Raw genomic sequence first — 22,015 nt, 5'->3', positions numbered from 1 at the left:
CGGCGGGGGTGGTGCAACCCGGGGCGGAGGCGGCGGCGTCGGTCTCGCCAGGGCCTGAGGATGCGGTGGCGGTGCGGCGGGCTTGGCGGCCTGCGGCGGTGGCGCGGGCCGGTGATCCTGAACTCCGGACGGTGCCCGCGCCGCCACTGGCGGCGGTGGAGGTGTCGCGGGTTTGACCGTGGTCGGGACGGCCGGCTTGCCGGTGGCCGCGCTCGGCGGCGGCACAGCGCCCGGCTGGGGCGCGGCCGGCATGCCGCGCGGGTCAGGCGCAGGCGGGGTTGTTGTCCCCGCCGGCCTGGGCAGGCCCGCGGACGGTGTCGTCGCACTTCCGGGAGCCGGCGGGTGGCTGGGCGCCGTAGCGGTTGCCGCATTTGGCTGCGCCGGCGGGACGTTGCCGGTGGGCGCCGTGGCGGTCGCAGCGGGCCTGCCATGAGACGGGACATTGCCGGGCGCGCCCCCTGCCCCGGCCGGCGGCGGCGGTCCACCAGGGGTTCCGGGCACCGGCAACGTATTCGCCTGCGGCAGCTTGGCCGGCGCTTGCGCTGGAGGTGTCGCAGCTGGAGCGTTGGCGGCAGGGGCCGTCGCGGTCGGACTGGGTGCGCCACTCGGCGCGACAGCACCGGGCGCCGCCCCCGCTCCGGCCGGCGGGCGGCCGGGAGCTCCCGGCGCCGGCAACGTATTGGCCTGCGGCAGCGTATTGGCCTGCGGCAGCTTGGCCGCGGCTGGCGGCTGCGCTGTCGTGCCAGGAGCGACATTGGCCGGAGCCGGTGCCGTGATACCCGGCCTCGCTGTCGGCTGGATCGTCGCGCTCGGCGGCATCGGCGCCTTGCCTTGCTGGATCAGCGCGGCGCGTTGTGTGACCGCCTGCGGCACGGCGGGACCTGCCGGCGTGGCGCGGCCGGCAACGGCCGGCGCCAGATTGCCCGGTCCGGGCGCCGGCCCCGCGGCCGGCGGCGGCGGCGCCGGCGGGCGGTTGATCACGGTGTTGATGACCGTCGTGTTGTGGATGTTCTGGTAGATGATGTTGTTCGGCGGCGGCGCGACATAGACCGGCGGCCTGACGAACACCGGGATCGGCACGAACACCGGCTGCGGCAACACGAACAGGCCGACCACCGGCAGCGGCGGCGGCAGCACGACGAAATCCGGCGGCGGCGGCGGCAAATAATAGACCGGCGGCGGCGGTGGCGGCGCGAAGCCGAAATCGGGATCGCTGAAATACAGCACGGGACGATCGACATAGACCACCTCCTCCGGCGGCGGTGGCGGCACGTCGTAGTCGATCATCGCGAAAGTCGGCGGCGGCTCGGGCGGCGCGGTGAGGATCGCCAGGCGCCGGCGCGCATCCGCCGCATGCGGTCCGCGCGGATAGCGGCGCAGATACGACCAATAGGCCTCCGGCGTGTCGGTCCGATAGGTCCGTCGCCAGGTGATGGCTTCGCGGCGCGCCGCCACGATTGCCATCACGCGCTTGGCGAGCGGATCGCCGGGATAGGCCGCGAGAAACTCCTCATAGGCCGGCAACGTGTCGCGCTCGAGCGCGGCGGCATAGGCATCCTGCACGCCGAGATCGCGGATCGGCCTGCTCCGGATCGCGGCGACCTGGTCGGGCGCGGCCTCGGGCGGCGGCGCGTCGGGCCCACGCTCGAAGAACGAGAACGGCGCCGAGATCTTCTGCTCGTTCCAGGGCACCTGTGCGCCCTTGGAGGCCTCGTTGACGCGCAGGCGGACGCGATCGAACACCTCGGGCAGCGGCAGGCCGCCGGTGCGGATCATCTCGGCAAGCGATTGCGCGTAGATGCCGTAGGGGCCCGGCTCCTCCGGCGCCACCGTGCCGGGCGCGGCGTTGAAGGCGATGAGCATGTTCGCCTCGGGCTCGACCAGCGCCAGACCGCTCGCGATCGGCTGACCGCCCTCGATGAAGGGCTGCGCGCGGGCCGCGTCGAGCACGACGATGTTGGCCTTGAGCGGAATGGACGCGAGCTGGCGAACATAGTCACTGATGCGCAGGGCCTCGGTCGGTATGTCGGTGTCGCGGGTGATGTTGGAATCGACCGGGATGAAATAATTCTCGCCGGCCAGCTGCACGCCGTAGCCGGCGAGATAGATCATCGCGACGGTGCCCGGTCCCGAAGCCTGGGCCTTCTGAATGAAATCGCGCAAGCTCTTGCGCAGCGTGTCGCCGTCGAGATCGCGCGCGCCGACCACGTCGAAGCCGGCCGCCTGGAGCGTCTGCGCGATCAGGCCGGCATCATTGGCCGTCGTTGCCAGCGGCGATTTGGCATAGGCGCCGTTGCCGACCACGAGCGCGATGCGCTTTTCCGGCTGCTGCGCGCGCGCCTGGTCCGGCACGCCGGCGGCAACGGCCATGATCGGCAGCAGAAGGCAGATGAAGGCTCTGAGCGTCCCACGCATGGCTTGCTTGCCCACTCTTGTTGTTGAAGTGCCACGACGCATGAGGCGCGCAGCCGGCTGAACGGCGGTTGAACGAAAAGCTCGGATTGAGGCGCTGGCGTGGCCGCGCCGCAGCGAGCGTCAGCTCCGGGTCAGCCTCACGTCAGCTCGAGACGGCGCAAGGCTCCTTCAGGTCGCGCGATCGGATCGAGCATTCATCGTGCAGCGCACCTCGGTCCACAGCTTGCAGCTGGGGCTGCGGCCGGCCTCCATCGGAAGAGGCGCGGCCACCGGCCCCGGTGCTCCGGAAGGGCGGCTCAGCCCTGGGCCAGCAACTCGACCGTCCCCGTGCTCAGCCGATAGATACCGCCGACCACCTTGAGCTTGCCCTGCTCGACCGCCGCATTGAGGATCGGGCCGGCCGATTTCAGCTTGGCGACGTTGTCGAGGACATTCTGACGAGTGGCGTTGTCGAGCGTGTTCCCGCTCTGCTGGGCCGCCGTCTTCACCGCCGGCGCGATCGCAGCGACGAGCGAAGGGATGTGCCCCGGCAGCGGCTTGTCGTCCTTCAGCGACTTGATGGTCGCGTCGACGGCGCCGCAATTGTCATGGCCGAGCACCAGGATCAGGGGCGTGCCGAGCACGGCGACGGTGTACTCCATGCTGGCAACGGTCTCATCGCCGGCAAAATTTCCGGCGACGCGGCACACGAACAGGTCTCCGCGTCCACTGTCGAAGGCATATTCCGGCGCGATGCGCGAATCGGCGCAGCTCAAAACGGCTGCGTAAGGATTTTGACCGCCGACCAATGCCTCGCGCTCATGCGTGAAGTCGTGGCGGCGCGACACGCCCGAAACGTAGCGCGCATTTCCCTCCATCAGCCGCTTCAGCGCCGCATCGGGCAACAGCACGTTCTGCGGCTTCGGCGGCACCTTTGCCTCCTTGGCCGACGCGGCCCCGCCGAACGCCGCCACTCCGAGCGCGGAGGCGGCGAAAAGCATCATCGAGCGCCGGGATGGAGCAAGCGATTGATGCTGATTTTCAGAGCATTTGTCACACATGGTTCTTCCTCCTTGGTTTCGCGCCGGGGAGCAACTGATAGCTGTGCCGGGCAGACTTCGAAACCACGCAGGAGCTTGTTAGTTAAGCTTTGGTTTGCGGCGGCGCGCGCAGTGTCAGAGCTGCTGCACGTCAACGACGCCGGCGACCGCCTTGATCGCGCCGGCGATCTGCGGCGAGACCTTGAAGCGGCCGGGCAGCTTCATCTCCACCTCGGTCTCGAGGTCGAGCATCATCACCAGCGAGACCTCGCCATCGCCGTTGGAGCGCGGTGCGATGCCGGGACTGCCGACCTTCGGCGCGCCGCCATTGGAGACGGACATGTCGGGGCCGGCGAGACGCTTGGCGATCGAGTCCAGCGGCTTGGTGTCGCGCAGGAAGATGCGCAGGCCCTTCTGCGTCTTGGCCGCGGCGTCATCGAGCGGCTCGGCATGCAGCACGCGGGCACGGACGTCCTCGCCCTGAAGCTCGGCCCCTAACTGTAACAGCACGGCGGCGCCCGGCTCCAGCACGTCGCGATATTGCGCAAGGCCTTCCGAGAACAGCACCGCCTCGAAATGGCCCGTGGGATCAGAGAGCCCCATGATACCCATCTTGTTGCCGGTCTTGGTGCGCCGCTCCATGCGCGAGACCACGGTCGCGGCGACCTTGCCGGCGGTGGCGCCGGTCTTCACCGCGCGCGAGAACTCGGCCCAGCTCTGCACCCGCAGCCGCTTCAGCACGGTCGCGTAATCGTCGAGCGGATGTCCCGACAGGAAGAAACCGATCGCGTCGTATTCGCGGCGCAGCCGCTCGGCTGGCAGCCACGGCTCGACCTGCGGCAGCATGATGGTCGGCGCATCGGCCGCGCTGCCGAACATGTCGTTCTGGCCGATGGTCGCGGCTTCGTGCGCGCGCTGGCAGGCGGCCAGGATCGAATCGGCACCGGCAAAGACGCGCGCCCGGTTCGGCTCCAGCGTATCGAAGGCGCCGGCGGCGGCGAGACTTTCGATGATGCGCTTGTTGATCGCGCGCGGCGAGACCCGCGCGGCGAAATCGGCGAGCGAGGTGAACAGGCCGCCTCTGGTCCGCTCCGCGATGATCTGCTCGATCGCCTGAATGCCGACGCCCTTGAGCGCGGCGAGCGCGTAGTAGATCGTCTTCTCGCCGACCTCGAAGGTCGCGCCTGACCGGTTGATGTTGGGCGGCTCGACCTTGAAGCCGAGGCGCTGCGCCTCGGAGCGGAATTCGGAGAGCTTGTCGGTGTTGTTGAGATCGAGCGTCATCGACGCCGCGATGAACTCCACCGGATAATGCGCCTTCATGTAGGCGGTGTGGTAGGACACCAGCGCGTAAGCCGCCGCGTGGCTCTTGTTGAAGCCGTAGTCGGCGAACTTCGCCAAGAGCTCGAAGATGGTCTCGGCCTGCCCCTTCGGCACGCCGTTCTTCACCGCGCCCGCCACGAAGATGTCGCGCTGCTTGTCCATCTCGGCGCGGATCTTCTTGCCCATGGCGCGGCGCAAGAGGTCGGCGTCGCCGAGCGAATAGCCCGACATCACCTGCGCGATCTGCATCACCTGTTCCTGGTAGATGATGACGCCGAAGGTCTCCTTCAGGATCGGCTCCAGCACGGGATGCAGATATTCCGGCTCCTCGTCGCCGTGCTTGCGCGCGCAATAGGTCGGGATGTTCGCCATCGGACCCGGGCGATAGAGCGCGACCAGCGCAATGATGTCCTCGAAACGGTCCGGGCGCATGTCGATCAGCGCGCGCCGCATGCCCTGGCTTTCAACCTGGAACACGCCGACCACGTCGCCGCGCGCGAGCATCTGGTAGCTCTCGGCATCGTCGATCGGCAGCGTGGCGAGATCGATGTGGATGCCGCGCGGCTTGAGCAGCTTCACCGCGACGTCGAGGACGGTGAGCGTCTTCAGGCCGAGGAAGTCGAACTTCACGAGGCCCGCCGGCTCGACCCATTTCATGTTGAACTGGGTCACCGGCATGTCGGATTTGGGATCGCGGTAGAGCGGCACGAGCTCGCTCAGGGGACGATCGCCGATCACGATGCCGGCCGCATGGGTCGAGGCGTGGCGCGTCAGGCCTTCCAGGCGCTGGGCGATGTCGAAGGCGCGCGCCACCACCGGGTCCTCGTCGCGAAACGCCTGGAGCTTCGGCTCGCTCTCGATCGCGGCGGCCAGCGTCACCGGCGCCGCCGGATTCTGCGGCACGAGCTTTGTGAGCTTGTCGACCTGGCCATAGGGCATCTGCAGGACGCGGCCGACGTCGCGCAGCACGCCGCGCGCCTGCAGCGTACCGAAGGTGATGATCTGCGCGACCTGATCGCGGCCATAGCGCTGCTGCACGTACTGGATCACCTCGCCGCGGCGGTCCTGACAGAAGTCGATGTCGAAGTCCGGCATCGAGACGCGCTCGGGATTGAGGAAGCGCTCGAACAGCAGGCCGAACTTGATCGGATCGAGGTCGGTGATGGTCAGCGCCCACGCGACCAGCGAGCCTGCGCCGGAGCCGCGGCCGGGCCCGACCGGAATGCCTTGCGACTTCGCCCATTTGATGAAGTCCGACACGATCAGGAAGTAGCCCGCGTATTTCATGCGCATGATGACGTCGAGCTCGAACGCCAGGCGCTTGTTGTAGTCCTCTTCGGTGGTGCCCTGCGACAGGCCGTGGACGCTGAGGCGCTTGGCAAGCCCCTCCTCCGCCTGGCGCTTCAATTCCGCCGCCTCGACTGCGGCGGCGTCCGAGCTCTGCGCGGCACCGACCGTGAAGAACGGCAGGATCGGCTTGCGCGTCATCGGGCGGAACGAGCAGCGCTCGGCGATCTCCACCGTCGAGGCCAGCGCCTCCGGAATGTCGGCGAACAGCACCGCCATCTCGGCGCGCGTCTTGAAGCGGTGATCGGGCGTCAGCTGCACGCGATCGGTCTCGGCGATCAGCCGGCCACCGGCGATGCAGAGCAGCGCGTCATGCGCCTCGTAATCGTCGGTGGAGGCGAAATAAGGCTCGTTGGTCGCGACCAGCGGCAGTCCCTTGGCGTAAGCGATGTCGATCAAGCCGCTTTCGACGCGCCGCTCGTTCTCGGCGTTGTGGCGCTGCAATTCGACATAGAGGCGGTCGCCGAACAGAGCGGCGAGACGCTCGCAGCGCACGCCGGCGAGCTCCGTCATGCCGCCGGCCAGCGCCAGCGAGATCGGCCCGTCCGGTCCGCCCGTCAGCGCGATCAGGCCCTCGGTCTCGCCCTCGAGCCAGTCGAACTTGATGAACGGCGCATGGCTGTCCGGCGATTCCAGGAACGCGCGCGAGTTGAGCCGCATCAAGCTGCGATAGCCGCGCTCCTGCGCTGCCAGCAGCACGACCCGCGACGGTCCCATCGCATTGCGCGCATTGGGATCCTGATCGCCGAAATCGATCGCCAGCTCGCAGCCGACGATCGGCTGGATGCCGGAGCCCGCCATCTTGTCGGAGAACTCCAGCGCACCGAACAAATTGTCGGTGTCGGTCAGCGCCAGCGCGGGCTGGTGGTCTTTCTTCGCAAGCTCGGCGAGCTTGCCGATCTTGATCGAGCCCTTGAGCAGCGAAAAGGCCGAGTGAACGTGAAGGTGGACAAATCCGGCGCTCGGCATGGTCGCGTGACGGCCTCTTGCAGATGAGATGGAGCAGTCGCCGGCGCCTTAGGGCATTATGCCCCCGTCCGGCCGACTCGCCTCACAATGGTGAGGTGTCGCGCCGCGAGAGTCCACGCAGGAGCGACCGCTTCGCCCCGTCATCCGGCTTTTCCCCAACATGCCAGAAGCTCGGGAATCAGAGCTGCGGAATCACCTGCGCCCAGATCGCGATCATCCCGACGAACAGCGTGATGGACGCCAGCGCGGCGGCTTCTTCCACGAAAACCCTGAACATGGCTTGCTCCCTTGTTGGAACGTATGGAGAACATTGTTCTCAGTTTGTTCTAAGGAGTCAAGCCGCCTCGATCATTCCGACAGTGAATAGTTAATTCGTTGAAATCAGGAAATAAAAAGCCCCGGCGCAAGGCCGGGGCTTCGACGGTCGCTTCCAAAAGAAGCGGTACGTCTTAGTAGCGGGCAATCATCGGGCCGCCGAACTTGTAGTTCAGGCGGACGAGACCCATGTCGACGTCCTGACGGATGCGCTCCGAGCCAGCGAAGCCGGCAAAGGTCACGTCCTTGTCGGACAGGAAGATGTGGTTGTACTCGACGCCAACCGACCAGTTCGGAGCGAAGCCGTATTCGAGGCCAGCGCCGACGGTGCCACCCCAGCGGGTTTGGCTGGTCGAAGCGAGCAGCGGGCCGGCCACGTCGAAGATCTCGTACTTGTCGCTAACCACGGCCGCACCGCCCTTCACGTAGATGAGGACGTTGTTCCAGGCATAACCGACCTGGCCGGTGATCAGGCCGAACGCATCCATCTTGGTGCGGTTGCGCGTGGCGAACAGCGCGCTGAGATTGTCGCCGGAGAAGTCGGCCCAGTTGCCCTGGCCTTCCACGCCGAACACCCACTGGCCCGACTGCCAGCGATAGCCGATCTGGCCACCGACCGTGCCGCCGGTCGCATCGTGCGAGCCTTCGCGACCAACGCCAACGAAATCCCAGGTCACGTGCGAGGAACCACCGCCGCCGTTGATGCCGATGTAGAAGCCGCTCCAGTCGTAGACGGCAGCGATCGCCGCCGGCGGAGCTTTGGTGTAGGGCCGCGCCGCGAGGTCAGCAGCCAGCGCCGGCGCAGCCGCGCTGAGCGCGACGAGGCTGACAGCGGCAAGCAACAAATTCTTCTTCATTTGATTCCCGTTCCAGTTTCTTCAGAGGGCCCCCGGGCCGCAACTGTGGTCATAACAGCGATCGACGGAATTGCTGTAACCACGACGCAACAGTCCGGTCGAAAGGACCTTGCTCATTAACGAATGTTTATCGGCAGGTGCGCGGAAACCCTTTGAAACAAGGGTTTTCATGAGTTCCAATGTCGACTACACGACATAAGCTGCATGCGCGCGTAATGACGTCGCGCGCACATTCGCGTGATTGGAGAATCGAAATGCGCGGTCGAGTTCCTCATCCCATTGTCGCCACATTTTCGCTCGCATTCATCACATTTGCACTCGCATCAACTGCAAGCACACCCGCGCGCGCATTCGGCAAGAACCATCCGTTCTGCCTCACTGGTGATGAATGGCCGGGACTGAGCAATTGCAGGTTCGACAGCTACGCGCAGTGTCAGGCGAGCGCGTCCGGTCGCGCGCTGACCTGCATCGCCAATCCGTATTTCGTTGGACCGAGCGACGATCCATACGCGTATCAAAATCGTCCGCGCGCGCAGACGCCGGGCTACTTCCTGCCGCGCTGAGATGCGCCGCGGCGCACTCATGCTCGCCCTCGCCGCTATGCTTCCGGCAAGCGGAGCTGCGCACGCGCAGACTTACGATCCGAGCTATCCGGTCTGCATGCAGATCTACGGCCCCGTCGGCTATTTCGACTGCCGCTACGGCTCACTTGCGCAGTGCCGGTATCTCGCCGTCGGGCGCTCCGCGAGTTGCGTCGTGAATCCGTACTTTCCAATGAAGAAACCAACGCGTCCTCGCTCGAGCTCGCCGGGCACTGGCGCCGGATGATCAAAACCGTTCGGCTGCCGCCAAGACTCCTGCGGCGTAGCGACTGCGTCTCCTCAGCTTTGCCAGGGCGTGTTGCGGATGCGCGTGCACGCGTTCGGCTTGCAGATCTGCGCCTTCACTGTTGCTCGGGGTCGCAACGTCTCCGCTCGAGAGGATCGAGGCGTCCTGCGATCGGCTCCTTCAGATCATCGATCGTCTTGCGTGACCTGACTGACCTCGGTTGCCTAACCGGCCAGCGTGACGATCACAGGTCCGTTTCGCGTGGCGATCACGGTGTGCTCGTACTGAACGGTCGGCGCCTGCGGGCGGCTGTAGAGCGTCCACGGATCGTCCCCATCCTGCGCCCACTCGGCGCCCATGGAGAGGAACGGCTCGACGGTGAACACGAGGCCGTCGCTCATGATGCGGCGTTCGGAGCGGTCGGGCCATGTTGCGATCTCTGTCGGCTCCTCATGGAGAGACCGGCCGACGCCGTGACTGGCAAGATTCCTGACCAGGCTGTAGCCGTTCTTCCGCGCAAAGGTCCCGATAGCCTGGCCGATGCCGGCAATCGGCTTGCCGGTGCCAACCTGCCGCAGCCCTGCCCACAGCGCCCGCCGGCCGTCCCTGCAAAGACGTTCGATCGCGCGAGCGACGGGCGGAACGGCGAACGAGGCTCCCGTATCGGCGAAGAAGCCGTTCTTCTCGGCTGACACATCGATGTTGACGAGATCGCCCCGCGCGATCCGTCGCTCGCCCGGGATGCCATGCGCGATCTCCTCGTTCACGCTGATGCAGGTCGCTCCGGGGAAATCGTAGGCCAGCTGCGGGGCCGAACGCGCCCCGGCAGCCTCCAGGAGCTTTCGCCCGATCTGGTCGAGCTCGGACGTGGTCATGCCCGGCTCGAGCGCCTTCCCCATCGCCTCCAGCGTATTGGCGACGATGCGCCCGATCTCTTTCAGGCGCGTCAGGTCGTCGTCATCGGAGATCGTCATATCGGGGCTCTTCTCGAAAGCCGGGGCATAGCGGTAGTGACGCTCGCTTGCAAACCGGAGCAAAGACCTCCTCTGCAGCCGACGCCCTGGACGGACAGTCCCTGGACAGCAGGTCCCCTGCCGAACGTCAGCGCAGCGCCTTCGGCCACGCCCGTGCCGTGAGCGCGCGGCGAGCGATGAGGCTTGCCCGTCAATCTTCAGAAGCTGAAGCCTGCCCGTCCATCAGTCCCCAGCCCCGACAGGCGTATAGATCACGAGCTTCAGCGCGGGATCGTCGTTGGCCTGGAAGCTGGTGTGCTCGAAGTGCAGCACGCCCTTGGTCGGATGGTTCATGGTCTTGCGGCCCGAGATGGTGCTGCGGATGTCGTGTGCCTCCCACCATTTGACGAATTCCGGACTGCCCTCGCGCAAGCGCGTCAGCAACGCCGTGAAGGCGGGATCGCCGGCCCAGACGTCGTGGGTCGCGCGAAACATCGCCACCATGGCCTTGGCGACGTCCGCCCAGCCGGCGCCGTAGGATTTTCGCGTCTGCTTGTTGGTCATCATGAGGAGCAGCGTGTTGCGGTCCTGCTCCGGCAATCGCCCGAAGCCGAAGACGTCCTCGGCCGCGTCGTTCCAGGCCAGCACGTCCCAGCGCCGTCCGGTGATGTAGGCCGGTTGCTTCAGGCTTTCGATCATCCGCCGGATCGGCGGCGGCACGATCTCGCGCGTGAATGGACGCTTGTCCCCGTCGCGCGCCAGCGCCTTCAGGTGAGCGTGCTCGGTCTTGCTGAGGCGCAGCGCGCGGGCCAGCGCATCGACGGTGGTCACCGACGGGCTGACGGTGCGGCCCTGCTCGAGGCGGATGTACCAGTCGACGCCGATGCCGGCGAGCTGCGCGACCTCCTCGCGCGCAGCCCCGCAGTACGCCGGCGGCGACCTGCCGGAAGTCCAACGCTTTTCGGCGACAGTTTTTCTCGGCGGGAGCGGAGGAAGTCGCCAAACTCGACGCGGCGTGGATCGGCCATGATGTCGCTCCCGCGATGGAGGGCTTTTTGAATACTAGGATAATACCAGGCCTTCTCTGCGCCTCCAAGGCGGTGCATATCGGCTTCACCCGACTTTGAGGTGAACATCATGAAAGCTGCCGTGCTCAAATCCTTCGGCTCGCCATTGGTGATCGAAGATGTCCCCGAACCGGTGCTCGGCACCGGCGAGGTCATCGTCGATGTCGTCGCCACGCGCGTGCTCTCCTATATGAACGAGGTCTTCAGCGGGGAGCGCAATTACGCACTCGACTTGCCGATCATCCCGGGCCCCGGCGGCATTGGCCGGGTGCGCGCGATTGGCCCGGACGCGACCAAGCTCAGCGTGGGCGACTGGGTGTTCTGTGATCCGACGGTGCGCTCCCGCGATGACGCCGTTGCGCCCGATATCGCCCTGCAAGGGCTGACGGCCGCCGGGCCCGGCGGCATGTCTCTGCAAAAGCACTTTCGCCACGGCTCCTTCGCCGAGCAGATGCGCCTGCCGACCGAGAACGTGAAACGCCTCGGCGCGATCACGCCGGAGGAAGCGACGCGTTGGTGCGCGCTGGGCACGCTGCTGGTGCCCTATGGCGGCTTCCTCGCGGCAAACCTTCGTCCTGGCGAGACTGTGCTGGTGAGCGGCGCCACCGGCAATTTCGGCAGCGCCGCCGTTTCGGTCGCGCTCGCGATGGGCGCGGCCTGCGTGGTCACGCCAGGGCGCAACGAGAAGATCCTGGCCGACCTCGTCCGCCGCTTCGGCAGCCGCGTGAAGCCGGTCAGGCTCACCGGTAACGAGGACGACGACCGCGAGAGCATGAAGCGCGCTGCATCAGGCCCGATCGACTGCGTGTTCGACATCATGCCGCCCTCGGTGAGCCCGACCGTCGTGCGGGCCGCTGTCATGACCGTGCGCGCGTATGGCCGCGTCGTGCTGATGGGCGGCGTCGGCATGGCGGGCGGCGCGGGCCTCGAGCTGCCCTACCCCTGGATCATGCGCAACTGCATCAGCATCCACGGCGTCTGGATGTATCCGCCGGATGCGGCGAGCCGCCTGATCGCGCTGGTGCGCGCCGGGTTGCTGCGGCTCGACGAGTACGAGACCAGAGCCTTCGACCTCGACCACGCCAACGAGGCGGTGGCGCACGCCGCGGCCAATGGCGGGCCGTTCAAATTGACGGTGATCAGGCCTTGAGCCCCGAGGCGGCGGCGGAGCGCCGTCGCCGATTTTTTTCGCAAGTCCCGCCAAGTACTTGGCTACTGTGCATGGGGTTGTTTTCGCAGTTTTTTAGTTTGAGGTCGAACTAGCGCGCCGTCGGGAATTCACCTCTCCCTTGGGAGAGGTCGGCGCGTCCCGGGCGATGCGAAGCATCGTCCCGCGCGCCGGGTGAGGGTTTACGGTCTCTCGTTGGGCAGCGCCCCCTCACCCGATTTGCGGGCGCAAATTGACCTCTCCCCGCTGGGGAGAGGTGAACGGAGTCCGCGGCTGCATGAACCAAGCGCGCCCTTCAGTTAGTCGAGCTCGACCACCTGGCCATGCGACAGCGAGACCCGCCGGTCCATGCGGCCGGCGAGCTCCATGTTGTGGGTCGCGATCAGCATCGACACCTGCGTCGCCTTGACCAGCTGCATCAGGGCGTGGAACACGTGCTCGGCGGTACCGGGGTCGAGGTTGCCGGTCGGCTCGTCCGCAAACAGCACGCGCGGCGCGTTGGCAACCGCACGTGCGATCGCAACACGCTGCTGCTCGCCGCCGGACAGCTCGGCAGGGCGATGGGTGATGCGGTCGCCGAGCCCGAGATAGCCCAGGAGCTCCTTGGCGCGCTTGACGCTCTCGGACTTCTTCAGGCCGCGGATCATCTGCGGCAGCATGACGTTCTCCAGCGCCGAGAACTCCGGCAGCAGCCGGTGCGACTGGTAGACGAAGCCGATATCGGTGCGGCGCAGCTGGGTGCGCTCGATGTCGGGCAGCTGCGAGGTCGGCGCGCCCGAGACATAGACCTCGCCGGAATCGGGTGCTTCCAATAGCCCTGCGATATGCAGCAGCGTCGACTTGCCCGAGCCCGACGGCGCCACCAGCGCGACCGACTGTCCCGCCCACAGCGCCAGCTTGGCGCCATCGAGGATCGTCAGCGGCACCTCCCCCTGCAAGTACTGCCGCTTGATCTCGTGGAGATAAATGACCGGGACATCCTCCGCCCCCTGCTGCTGCTCCATCAGCCCCTCACTCGTACCGGAGCGCTTCGACGGGATCGAGGCGCGCGGCGCGCCACGACGGATAGAGCGTCGCCAGGAACGACAGCGTCAGCGCCATGATGACGACCGCCGTGGTCTCGCCGACGTCGATCTCGGCGGGCAGTTTCGACAGAAAGTAAAGTTCCGGCGAGAACAGCTCGGTGCTGGTCAGCCAGGACAGGAATTGCCGGATCGATTCGATATTGAGGCAGATCACGAGCCCGACGAAGAAGCCGACCAGCGTGCCGACGACGCCGATCGAGGCGCCCGTGATCAGGAAGATCCGCATGATCGAGCCCTGCGAGGCGCCCATCGTGCGCAGGATGGCGATGTCGCTGCCCTTGTCCTTCACCAGCATGATCAGGCCGGAGACGATGTTGAGCGCCGCGACCAGCACGATCATGGTCAGGATCAGGAACATGACGTTGCGCTCGACCTGGAGCGCATTGAAGAAGGTGGAGTTGCGCTGCCGCCAGTCGACCAGGAATACCGGCCGGCCCGCCGCCTCCGTCACCGCCTTGCGGAAGGCGTCGATCTTGTCGGGATTGGTGGTGAACACCTCGATCGAGGTGACGTCGTTGCTGCGGTTGAAATAGGCCTGCGCCTCGGCCAGCGGCATGAACACGAAGCCGAGATCGTATTCGGACATGCCGATCTCGAACACGGCGACAATCTTGTAGGGCTTGATCCGCGGCGTCGTGCCCATCGGCGTGACCGCGCCCTTCGGCGCGACCAGCGTCACGCTATCGCCGGCATGCAGCGACAGCTGGTCGGCGAGGCGGCGGCCGATGGCGACGCCCTGCCCCTCGTCAAAGCCTTCGAGCGAGCCCTGCTTGATATTCTTGGCGATCGAGGTGAGGTTGTTGAGATCGTCGGAGCGGATGCCCCGCACCAGGACGCCCGAGGCGTTCCATGGCGATGACGCCAGCGCCTGACCGTCCACGACGGGTGCCGCGAGGCGAATGCCCTCGACCTGACTGATGCGCTCGGCGACGTCCTTCCAATCGGTCAGCGGCGATTCCAGCGGCTGCACCAGGATGTGGCCGTTGAGCCCCAGGATCTTGTCGAGCAGCTCTTTGCGGAAGCCGTTCATCACGGCCATGACGATGATCAGCGTCGCGACGCCCAGCATGATGCCGAGAAAGGAGAACCCGGCGATGACCGAGATGAATCCCTCCTTCCGGCGCGCCCGCAAATAGCGCGCCGACAGCATCCACTCGAATGGCGCGAAAGGCGCGGTTTGCACGGTTCCGGTCATGGTCTCATCCATCGCTCGATAATCCCATGATTCGGGGTCAATTGTGGCCGGATTGGCGGCCGCGATATCGCGCGATGAACAATATTCAGCCAACCAGCCTTATCAGCCCACAAGTCTTGCGACCGCGTCCGCAGGCGACATGGTCTCGCGGGCACCGTCGCTGCGCCGCTTGATCTCCACCTTGCCGTCGGCGAGCCCCTTCGGCCCGATCATGATCTGCCAGGGGATGCCGATCAGGTCGGCGGCGGCAAATTTGGCGCCGGCGCGCTGGTCGGTGTCGTCGTAGAGCACGTCGACGCCCTTGGAGGTAAGCTCGGCATAAAGCTTCTCGCAGGCCGCATCGACGGCCGCATCGCCCTGCTTGAGATTGAGAATCGACACGCGGAACGGGGCGACAGCCTCCGGCCATTTGATGCCGGCATCGTCATGGCAGGCCTCGATGATGGCGCCCAGCAGGCGCGAGACGCCGACGCCGTAGGAGCCGCCATGGATCGGCACGTCGACGCCGTCGGGGCCCGCCACCAGCGCCTTCATCGGCTCGGAATATTTGGTGCCGAAATAGAAGATCTGGCCGACCTCGATGCCGCGGGTGTTCACCCGCTTGTCCGCCGGCACTTCCCGCTCGAAGCGCGCGGCATCGTGGACGTCCTCCGTCGCGGCATAGACCGAGGTCCATTGCTTGATGATCGGCGTCAGATCGCCGTCATAATCGACGTCCTCGCCCGGCACCGGCAGGTCCAGCACGTCGCGATTGATGAAGACGCCGGATTCGCCGGTCTCGGCGAGCACGATGAACTCGTGGCTGAGATCGCCGCCGATCGGCCCGGTCTCGGCGCGCATCGGGATCGCCTTCAGCCCCATCCGCGCGAAGGTGCGCAAATAGGCGACGAACATCTTGTTGTAGGCGACGCGCGCCGCGGCCTCATTGAGGTCGAACGAATAGGCGTCCTTCATCAGGAACTCGCGGCCGCGCATCACGCCGAAGCGTGGACGCTGCTCGTCGCGGAATTTCCATTGGATATGATAGAGATTGAGCGGCAGGTTCTTGTAGGACTTCACATAGGCGCGGAAGATCTCGGTGATCATTTCCTCGTTGGTCGGCCCATACAGCAGCTCGCGCTTGTGGCGGTCGGCAATGCGCAGCATCTCCGGGCCATAGGCGTCGTAGCGGCCGCTCTCGCGCCAGAGGTCGGCGAGCTGCAAGGTCGGCATCAAGACCTCGATCGCGCCGGAGCGGTCCTGCTCCTCGCGCACGATCTGCTCGATCTTCTTGAGCACGCGGAAGCCGAGCGGCAGCCAGGCATAGATGCCGGCGGCCTCCTGCCGGATCATGCCGGCGCGCAGCATCAGGCGATGCGAGACGATCTCCGCCTCTTTCGGATTTTCCTTCAGGATGGGCAGAAAGAACCGCGACAACCGCATGGTAATACTCTTGGAATCAGTGATCGCCCGCAGTGAAACCGGATTGGGAGCGAAAACACAAGACCGGGAGTGAGGAAAAGCCGCTAACGCGGCGGAATTCCTGTCATTTTTCCGTCGACTTCAGGTTTGACTCGAGGAGCAGCATGCCCTGCAAAGTCGGCGAGCCTAGGGCGGCGCCACGACGAGTTCATCTTCCAGCGTGATCCTCTCAAAGTCAGTCACCAACGCGTCGATCGGCACATGCCGGCGGCCGGCGAAGGGCAGCTCGACTCGCGCGGCGTCCCCTCGCTGGCCATGAGCGTAAGCGCGAAATCGTCCACGCCGGCATGCTCGGTCTCCCGAGAGCCGAGATCGGTCTCATTTCATCTTCATTCCCGAGTGATCCGGCATCTTCTTCATGTCCATGTGACCCGAGTGCCCAGCATCGCCCGGCGCCTGCGCGCCGACGCCCTGGACGTCGAGGGAGACGGCGACCTTGCCGGCCTTCTCGAATTGCAGCGTCACGGGCACCTTGTCGCCCTGCTTGAACGGCCCCTTCAGCTCCTGGAGCATCAAGTGATAGCCACCAGGCGCGAACTTCACCGTCTTGCCGGGATCGATCGCCAGTCCCTTGTCGAGCGGGCGCATCTTCATCACGCCGTTGTCCACCGCCATTTCGTGGATCTCGGCTTTGCCTGCGATATCGGCGGACACGCTGACCAGTTTGTCCGCCGCTGTGCCCTTGTTCTCGATGATGAGATAGCCACCGGCGACCTTCGCGCCGCCCGGTGTCGCACGGCTCCACGCCTGTGAGATGACGAGATCGCCGGCATTGACGTCGTCGGCAACCGCCGGTGCTGCGGAGACAGCGAGAGCGAATGCCGCGAGCAGCACGTTTTTCGAGATTGTCTTCATTTCCGTATTCCCTTTGCAGATTGAACTTCAGTGTTTGGCGAGTTGTTGCGCCGACCACTTTTCCAGATCGGAAATTTCGGCGGAGCCTTCGATCGTCGTGATGATCCCGTCCCGAGAGATGAGCATCGTCCGGGGGATGTCGCCCTGCCAGGAAGGATCGATCTCGAACCGCAAGCGCTCGACAAAGCCATCATTGAAGATGAAATTCTCGGTCGACGACAGCCCCGCCTTGTCGAGCATCGATTGCGTTGCCCCCGGCAGATTCGGCACGAGATCGGCGCTGACCGTGACGACGTCGATCTCCGGATGCTCCTTCACAAACCTCCCGAGCAAGGGCAGCTCGACCTTGCAGGGCCCGCAGGTCACGCCCCAGAAGTGCACGAGCGTCGGACGGCCGGCGTGGCCCTTGAGCACGCTCTGCCAGGTGCCGCGTTCGAACGGCTTCAACGCGGGCGATGCGCCGAGTGCGGCGACTGACGCGATCAGAACGACAAGGCTTGCAATGCCTGCAAATCGAAATCTCATGGCTGATCCTCAATCGCTGTAAACCGATAGCCGTCTGCCTTCGTCATCCACGACAAATAGGTCCGCTTGCCGTTGGAGACGAGCAATGGGTGATCGGACGTGTCGCTCGTGCTCGATATCGTCTTCGGCGGCGACCACGTTTCTCCATCATTACGGGAGATCGTCATCTGCACGGAGGTCTTCTCGCCGTCGAACTCCTTCCAGACCATCACCGTTCCCGCAGGACCTGCAAGCACGAAGGGCCGCGTCGGGTTGCGGCCCGGCTGCCCCAGCGCCATCGGCGCAGAGAACGTGCGGGCTTCGTCGCGCGAGTGGGCGTAGAACAATCCTTTCCGAGCCTTCCCGTTCGTGTACCAGGCGACGTGATAGGTTCCGTTCGGCGCAACCGTGAGGCTCGGCCCGTGGTGCGGGCAGGCATTGATCTGCCAGTCGTCGTTGCTGACGCGGCGAACTTCGCCAGGTGTCGAGACATCGGCGAAGGTCATGACCGCGTGGTCGCGCACGCCGCCCTCGAAAATGTTCCTGAAGATCACGACCGGCCGCCCGGGCGCAGCGAACGCCAGCCCCAATCGGCAGCATTCGCAGGTGCCCTCGCGCGCCAGCTTCGCTTCTGCGTAGGTGGTGCCGCCGTCGCTGGACGAAGTGAAGAACAGCCCTGCTCCCTCGTACTTCTGTCCCGCTTCCTTCGCAAAAATGCGATTGCGCTTGTCGAGCCAGGCCGCAAAGACCGTTCCATCCTGATCAAGCGCCAGCGCCTCGAAGCGTTGGCTCTCGTTGCTGGCGGTGATCGGCTTCAGCTCGGCAAAGCTCTTCCCGCCGTCGGCCGAGCGCGTATAGAGCACCTGACCGTTGAAGGCCTCGTCCCTGAAGGTCGAGAACGCGAGCGCGATGCCGCCCTTGCGGTCGACCACGATCTTCGGCCGCGCATCCGGTCCCCAATCTAGATTCAGTCGCTTCGTCGTGACTTGGGTCGGTGCCGAAAAACTGCGACCCTTATCCTGCGAACTAGCGACCGAGATCTGCCCTCCCGCCATCCAGACCAGCCACAACGTCCCGTCCGGACCGAAGGCGGGCGTCGCCTTGGTCGCGCAGCGCAGCGTCGGCTCGTCACAGGCCGCTTCGGACGCATGCTTACCGTGCATCTGCCCGAGCGCTGTACCTTGCAGGAATGCGAAAGCGACAATGCCGAGCAAGCCACTTCGGATCATCGCCCTACTCCCTTCGAGAGCCCGGATCATTTGAATGCCACCTTCATACCCGCAACGAATGTGCGCGGCGAGCCCGCATAGATCGATCCTGTCGTGTTTGCGAGCACGCTCGCAGGATTTTGAAGGCCGGCCCCCGTGACCGTATTGGCGATGTTGTTTGCCGACGCAACATAGGTGCGGTCGAATACGTTCCTGACCTCGAGAAACAGATTCAGGGATTTGAAAGTGTCGGACACCAGGTCGGTTTTGTAGTGAACATTCACATTGACCAGCTCATAGCCGGGCGCCTTCAGCAAATTCGCATTGTCCATGTAGAAGGAGTCTTTCCACTGAAACTCGACGAAGCCTCCGAGACCCGTCAGCGGGCCCGTAAACTCGTCGTAGCCGATCCTTGCCGTCAGCTCGTTGGGCGAGATGCCAGGAATCTTGTTGCCCGCCCGGTTGAAGCTGAACACCGCGCCATTGGTGATGTTCTCGACATACTCGGTGTAGACCTCGTCGAGATAGGTGTAGGCCGCCATGAACCGCCAGCCGGGATAGAACTTCCAGTCGGCCGCGAGCTCGATGCCCCGGTGCTCCGATCGCGGCGCGTTGAACGTGTACGATATGCCAGCAATGGGTGTCGCCTGACTGACGATCTCGTTGCGGAAGAACTCGTAGAACGCCGTTGCACTCAGCTTGAGCGTGTTGTTCGGCGTCCAGTCAAAGCCGAGATCGTAGCCCAGATTTTTCTGTGCCTGGAGCTGGGTGTTGTTGCCTGACAACCCGGTCGGAAGAACAAAGAGATTCGAAACCTGTGGCGTGCCGTATCCTGTGGCGACCCGTCCGCGGAAAAGCCATTCGTTGTTGAGGTTGTAGAGGAGCGCCAACTCTGGCGCAGCATTTTGGAACTGCCGGTCCGCGGTCGTCAGGGTGGTTGTGGTGATGCCGGTGGGACCTGCGTACGCATACGCCGTGTTTGTCCCCTTCAATATGGTGGTCTCCCAACCAACGCCGGCCACCGCCGTCAGCGAGGTCGTCAGCCTGAGCTCTTCCCTGGCACGCACACCATAATTGGTCGTTTCGCTGAAGAGATTGCTGGAGAGCCTGCCGAGCGTGGCGTTGCCCCCCGGCATCACATTTCGCGTGTCACTCGACGCCGTCAGGGTATTGTAGAAGGCCCCGAAGAACGCGGTCGACTCAAGGCCAAAAAGCTCACCGCGCTTGGTGAGATCACTCATGTAGTTGTACGACGGGAAGTCGCCGATCGAACTGGTCGTGCCGGTCGGCTGGCTGATGTTTCTGTCGTCGAAGACGAACTGGTTGCGCCACGTCATCGTGTTGTCGAAATCGTGCTCCCACCGGCCGCCGACGATGGTGCGACGATCGTTGCGGCCGAGCCCGGCCTGCACGGCCGTCTCCGTGTCGATTCCGGCAGTTGCGTTGAAGCCGTTGTTAAACAGCCTGACCGTAGCGCATCCCGGCGCCGCCGTCGCACCGGTCGCGCATCCCTGCTGGAACGGGTTGAGGTCGTACTGGTTCAGCGACTGCCGGATCGGCAGCCGCGCGCTGAGTTCGTTGTTGATGATCTTGACCGTGAAGCGGTCGTCCGGCGTCGCCTTGAGCGTGCCGAGGAAGTTGACCGTCTGGGTATTGAACCAGCTGTTGCCGATGTAGCCGTCACCCCGCACATCGCTTGCGAATAGCGAGCCCTCGAAATTCCCGACCTTCTTGCCGGCCGTCAGGTAATTGTTGAGATAGCCGTAACTGCCGCCGTCGACGCCATATTCGACGCCATCGATCGTGCCGCCCGGCCTCGTCCGGAAATTAAGCGCGCCACCGGTCGCGTAGTTGCCATAGAGCGCCGAGGAGGGGCCACGGATCACGTCGATTGCACCATAGGCATGGGGATCGATCAGGTCGCTGCGCGACAGGCCGTCCGGCTGCGTCACCGGAAAACCGTCGTCAAAGATCACGAGATTGCGGATGGCGAAACCGTTGCGGGCGTTGGATCCACGAATCGAGATGCCGAAATCGCGGGGCCCATTGCCCTGCTTGATCGAAATGCCCGGGCTGTCCCGCAACACATCGCTGACCGAGAACGCCGGGCGGTTGTCGAACTGGCTGCGATCGATGGTCGTCGCGGTCTGGCCGGCCGGCGACTGATTGAGACCAGCCCGCGCTGCGCCGGCAGATGCGGCCAGGTTTTGGCTCGGCGCGCTGGCAGCCGCGCTTTGCGCACCGGGTCTCGCTGCGCGTCCCGCGGAAGTGGAGCGCACTCGCGATGGCCGGGTGATTGGTTTGGGACGGGGAGCCTGCGCCTCCACCGTCACTGCGGGAAGCGCTTCCGAGGCGCCCTGGGCTAGCGCGCCTGAGCCGATCGAGGACACCAGCCCGCAAAGTACAGGCAAGCTCGCGCGGCTGATCGCACGAATGCGTAACATCTGTTGAATTCCTGACATCCGGCGCGGCGGCCGGTCCATTGAGCACGCCACCGGCACGGCAACGGCGCTGCGCCAATGGTTCGGTTTGTCGCTACGTCAGGAAAATTGAGGCGGTGCGCGGGCCTGGGCGCTCGAGCCCTTGTAAGTGGCGATCGCGGACGCATGCGCCGGACGCCACACCACGCGCTCGGCATGGCGCAACGGAATCGAGAGTGCCGCGTGCGGCGGCGAATCGAGCGACGCGTTGGCCTGGGCCAGGCAACACAGGGCACACGTGCCGGCATGTGCGGTCGGCCCGCCGGTCTGATCGTTCAGGCCGCCCTGCTCGCTCGCGCTGTGGCAGATCACGCCGGCAGACAGTGGATCGGCAGCGGCCCGGCCGGTCGCCAAACAGGCGGCAATCGGCGCCAGCACCTGCATCACCAGGGCGAGCAGAACCAAGGGTAAGTATTTTTGTAGCCGCGCGCGCATCCGCCGAACCATTCGTTCGTGCGCTAACTAAACACTGCGGTCGGGGCCGAGTCGAGGTCAGTTCCGCCGCCTTCTTGGCCCAGCGCAACTTTCTCGAAAGCTGTGGTCGGCGCGCGCCACGGCCGCCGGTCCGGCATTTGAGGCAGGGAAACCGACCCCGCTTGTCCACAAATTTCTTATATTTGTCATATGGTTATATGACTAACAGCTCGATCATTTCGTCAGCTGCTCGAATTTTGAACATTCGTTGCCGAAAATGATGACAAGTGAGAAAAGTTGATCTAGCATCCTCTTGCTCAGGCGCTCGACCGCGAGGTCGAGGCCTGGTGGTCCAAGTCTCGGGAGGAGCCCCTGGCGCGCAAAACGCAGCGTCGCCCCGTCAATCAAGAGCAAATCTTAAGATCGGGGATAATAGGGTCGACACAATTTTTGAGCGGGGCCAGGGCCCCGCTCTTTTTTTGCGTGCATGGCCGATGCGGCCGATGAACGCTTCTTCCGACCAAATCGAGCAGCCATCGTAGCCGAGCCTTG

The 22,015-nt window shown here is 65.0% G+C and carries 16 protein-coding genes and 1 pseudogene; 3 read left to right on the top strand and 14 right to left on the bottom strand.

All coding sequences use genetic code 11. The features are described 5' to 3' along the window. The 4 genes from CVM73_RS15150 to CVM73_RS15135 form a co-directional block, all read right to left on the bottom strand. A partial coding sequence (locus CVM73_RS15150) for a caspase family protein (protein ID WP_100232752.1) occupies window positions 1-2,415 on the bottom strand: 2,415 nt, incomplete at its 3' end. 296 nt (window positions 2,416-2,711) lie between these two features. Beyond that, window positions 2,712-3,455 carry a carbonic anhydrase gene (locus CVM73_RS15145; protein ID WP_100232751.1) on the bottom strand — a complete coding sequence of 248 codons (744 nt, stop codon included), beginning with the start codon at window positions 3,453-3,455 and terminating at the stop codon, window positions 2,712-2,714. A 114-nt stretch (window positions 3,456-3,569) separates the two neighbouring features. After that, entirely contained in the window at window positions 3,570-7,073 is a 3,504-nt protein-coding gene (dnaE, locus tag CVM73_RS15140) for a DNA polymerase III subunit alpha (protein WP_100232750.1), read from the bottom strand. 449 nt (window positions 7,074-7,522) lie between these two features. Beyond that, complete coding sequence (locus tag CVM73_RS15135) at window positions 7,523-8,245, bottom strand: outer membrane protein (protein WP_100232749.1); 723 nt, start codon at window positions 8,243-8,245, stop codon at window positions 7,523-7,525. Window positions 8,246-8,499: 254 nt separating this feature from the next. On the opposite strand from CVM73_RS15135, the gene CVM73_RS15130 reads away from it, so the two are divergent. Together CVM73_RS15130 and CVM73_RS15125 are read left to right on the top strand one after the other, a co-directional pair. Continuing rightward, a complete protein-coding gene (locus tag CVM73_RS15130) occupies window positions 8,500-8,808 on the top strand; it encodes a DUF3551 domain-containing protein (protein ID WP_100232748.1) in 309 nt (102 codons plus the stop codon). A 1-nt stretch (window position 8,809) separates the two neighbouring features. Further along, complete coding sequence (locus CVM73_RS15125) at window positions 8,810-9,073, top strand: DUF3551 domain-containing protein (protein WP_100232747.1); 264 nt, start codon at window positions 8,810-8,812, stop codon at window positions 9,071-9,073. A gap of 224 nt (window positions 9,074-9,297) precedes the next feature. Here CVM73_RS15125 and map read toward each other — a convergent pair whose 3' ends face one another. Further along, window positions 9,298-10,047 carry a type I methionyl aminopeptidase gene (map, locus tag CVM73_RS15120; RefSeq protein WP_100232746.1) on the bottom strand — a complete coding sequence of 250 codons (750 nt, stop codon included), beginning with the start codon at window positions 10,045-10,047 and terminating at the stop codon, window positions 9,298-9,300. A gap of 222 nt (window positions 10,048-10,269) precedes the next feature. Then, window positions 10,270-11,054, bottom strand: a pseudogene (locus CVM73_RS15115) (helix-turn-helix transcriptional regulator). A gap of 109 nt (window positions 11,055-11,163) precedes the next feature. Between CVM73_RS15115 and CVM73_RS15110 the strand changes: the two are divergent. Further along, a complete protein-coding gene (locus tag CVM73_RS15110) occupies window positions 11,164-12,243 on the top strand; it encodes a quinone oxidoreductase family protein (RefSeq protein ID WP_167406840.1) in 1,080 nt (359 codons plus the stop codon). Between the two features lie 317 nt (window positions 12,244-12,560). Here CVM73_RS15110 and CVM73_RS15105 read toward each other — a convergent pair whose 3' ends face one another. The 8 genes from CVM73_RS15105 to CVM73_RS15070 all read right to left on the bottom strand — a co-directional run bounded on the left by CVM73_RS15105 (window position 12,561) and on the right by CVM73_RS15070 (window position 21,484). Next, entirely contained in the window at window positions 12,561-13,265 is a 705-nt protein-coding gene (locus tag CVM73_RS15105; protein ID WP_100232744.1) for an ABC transporter ATP-binding protein, read from the bottom strand. A 7-nt stretch (window positions 13,266-13,272) separates the two neighbouring features. Further along, window positions 13,273-14,553, bottom strand: a complete 1,281-nt coding sequence (locus tag CVM73_RS15100; protein ID WP_100232743.1) for a lipoprotein-releasing ABC transporter permease subunit — start codon at window positions 14,551-14,553, stop codon at window positions 13,273-13,275. 90 nt (window positions 14,554-14,643) lie between these two features. After that, complete coding sequence (gene proS, locus CVM73_RS15095; RefSeq protein WP_100232742.1) at window positions 14,644-15,963, bottom strand: proline--tRNA ligase; 1,320 nt, start codon at window positions 15,961-15,963, stop codon at window positions 14,644-14,646. Between the two features lie 357 nt (window positions 15,964-16,320). Further along, window positions 16,321-16,857 (bottom strand): copper chaperone PCu(A)C, encoded by a 537-nt coding sequence (locus tag CVM73_RS15090; RefSeq protein ID WP_100232741.1) that lies wholly within the window; start codon window positions 16,855-16,857, stop codon window positions 16,321-16,323. Between the two features lie 27 nt (window positions 16,858-16,884). After that, entirely contained in the window at window positions 16,885-17,382 is a 498-nt protein-coding gene (locus CVM73_RS15085) for a TlpA family protein disulfide reductase (RefSeq protein ID WP_100232740.1), read from the bottom strand. Beyond that, entirely contained in the window at window positions 17,379-18,590 is a 1,212-nt protein-coding gene (locus CVM73_RS15080) for a sialidase family protein (RefSeq protein WP_100232739.1), read from the bottom strand. The genes CVM73_RS15085 and CVM73_RS15080 overlap by 4 nt, the downstream gene beginning before the upstream one ends. Window positions 18,591-18,616: 26 nt before the next feature. Beyond that, window positions 18,617-21,052 carry a TonB-dependent receptor family protein gene (locus CVM73_RS15075; protein ID WP_430641299.1) on the bottom strand — a complete coding sequence of 812 codons (2,436 nt, stop codon included), beginning with the start codon at window positions 21,050-21,052 and terminating at the stop codon, window positions 18,617-18,619. A 57-nt stretch (window positions 21,053-21,109) separates the two neighbouring features. Further along, the gene (locus CVM73_RS15070) at window positions 21,110-21,484 is read right to left on the bottom strand and encodes a DUF2946 domain-containing protein (RefSeq protein ID WP_208639205.1); all 375 of its coding nucleotides are present in this window, start codon (window positions 21,482-21,484) and stop codon (window positions 21,110-21,112) included. Between the last annotated feature and the right edge of the window lie 531 nt (window positions 21,485-22,015).

Origin of the sequence: Bradyrhizobium forestalis (assembly GCF_002795245.1) — a bacterium.
GTDB lineage: Bacteria > Pseudomonadota > Alphaproteobacteria > Rhizobiales > Xanthobacteraceae > Bradyrhizobium > Bradyrhizobium forestalis.
Note: the sequence above shows the minus strand (reverse complement) of the source record. Positions and strands in the feature narration are given on the sequence as shown.

Bases quoted from the DNA above. Each gene is read 5' to 3' on its own strand.
- CVM73_RS15090 (WP_100232741.1), bottom strand. From the start codon at position 16,857: ATGAAGACAATCTCGAAAAACGTGCTGCTCGCGGCATTCGCTCTCGCT.
- CVM73_RS15075 (WP_430641299.1), bottom strand. From the start codon at position 21,052: ATGGACCGGCCGCCGCGCCGGATGTCAGGAATTCAACAGATGTTACGC.
- CVM73_RS15100 (WP_100232743.1), bottom strand. From the start codon at position 14,553: ATGGATGAGACCATGACCGGAACCGTGCAAACCGCGCCTTTCGCGCCA.
- CVM73_RS15135 (WP_100232749.1), bottom strand. From the start codon at position 8,245: ATGAAGAAGAATTTGTTGCTTGCCGCTGTCAGCCTCGTCGCGCTCAGC.
- proS (WP_100232742.1), bottom strand. From the start codon at position 15,963: ATGCGGTTGTCGCGGTTCTTTCTGCCCATCCTGAAGGAAAATCCGAAA.
- CVM73_RS15145 (WP_100232751.1), bottom strand. From the start codon at position 3,455: ATGTGTGACAAATGCTCTGAAAATCAGCATCAATCGCTTGCTCCATCC.
- CVM73_RS15110 (WP_167406840.1), top strand. From the start codon at position 11,164: ATGAAAGCTGCCGTGCTCAAATCCTTCGGCTCGCCATTGGTGATCGAA.
- CVM73_RS15105 (WP_100232744.1), bottom strand. From the start codon at position 13,265: ATGGAGCAGCAGCAGGGGGCGGAGGATGTCCCGGTCATTTATCTCCAC.
- CVM73_RS15070 (WP_208639205.1), bottom strand. From the start codon at position 21,484: ATGCGCGCGCGGCTACAAAAATACTTACCCTTGGTTCTGCTCGCCCTG.
- CVM73_RS15130 (WP_100232748.1), top strand. From the start codon at position 8,500: ATGCGCGGTCGAGTTCCTCATCCCATTGTCGCCACATTTTCGCTCGCA.
- dnaE (WP_100232750.1), bottom strand. From the start codon at position 7,073: ATGCCGAGCGCCGGATTTGTCCACCTTCACGTTCACTCGGCCTTTTCG.
- CVM73_RS15085 (WP_100232740.1), bottom strand. From the start codon at position 17,382: ATGAGATTTCGATTTGCAGGCATTGCAAGCCTTGTCGTTCTGATCGCG.
- map (WP_100232746.1), bottom strand. From the start codon at position 10,047: ATGACGATCTCCGATGACGACGACCTGACGCGCCTGAAAGAGATCGGG.
- CVM73_RS15080 (WP_100232739.1), bottom strand. From the start codon at position 18,590: ATGATCCGAAGTGGCTTGCTCGGCATTGTCGCTTTCGCATTCCTGCAA.
- CVM73_RS15125 (WP_100232747.1), top strand. From the start codon at position 8,810: ATGCGCCGCGGCGCACTCATGCTCGCCCTCGCCGCTATGCTTCCGGCA.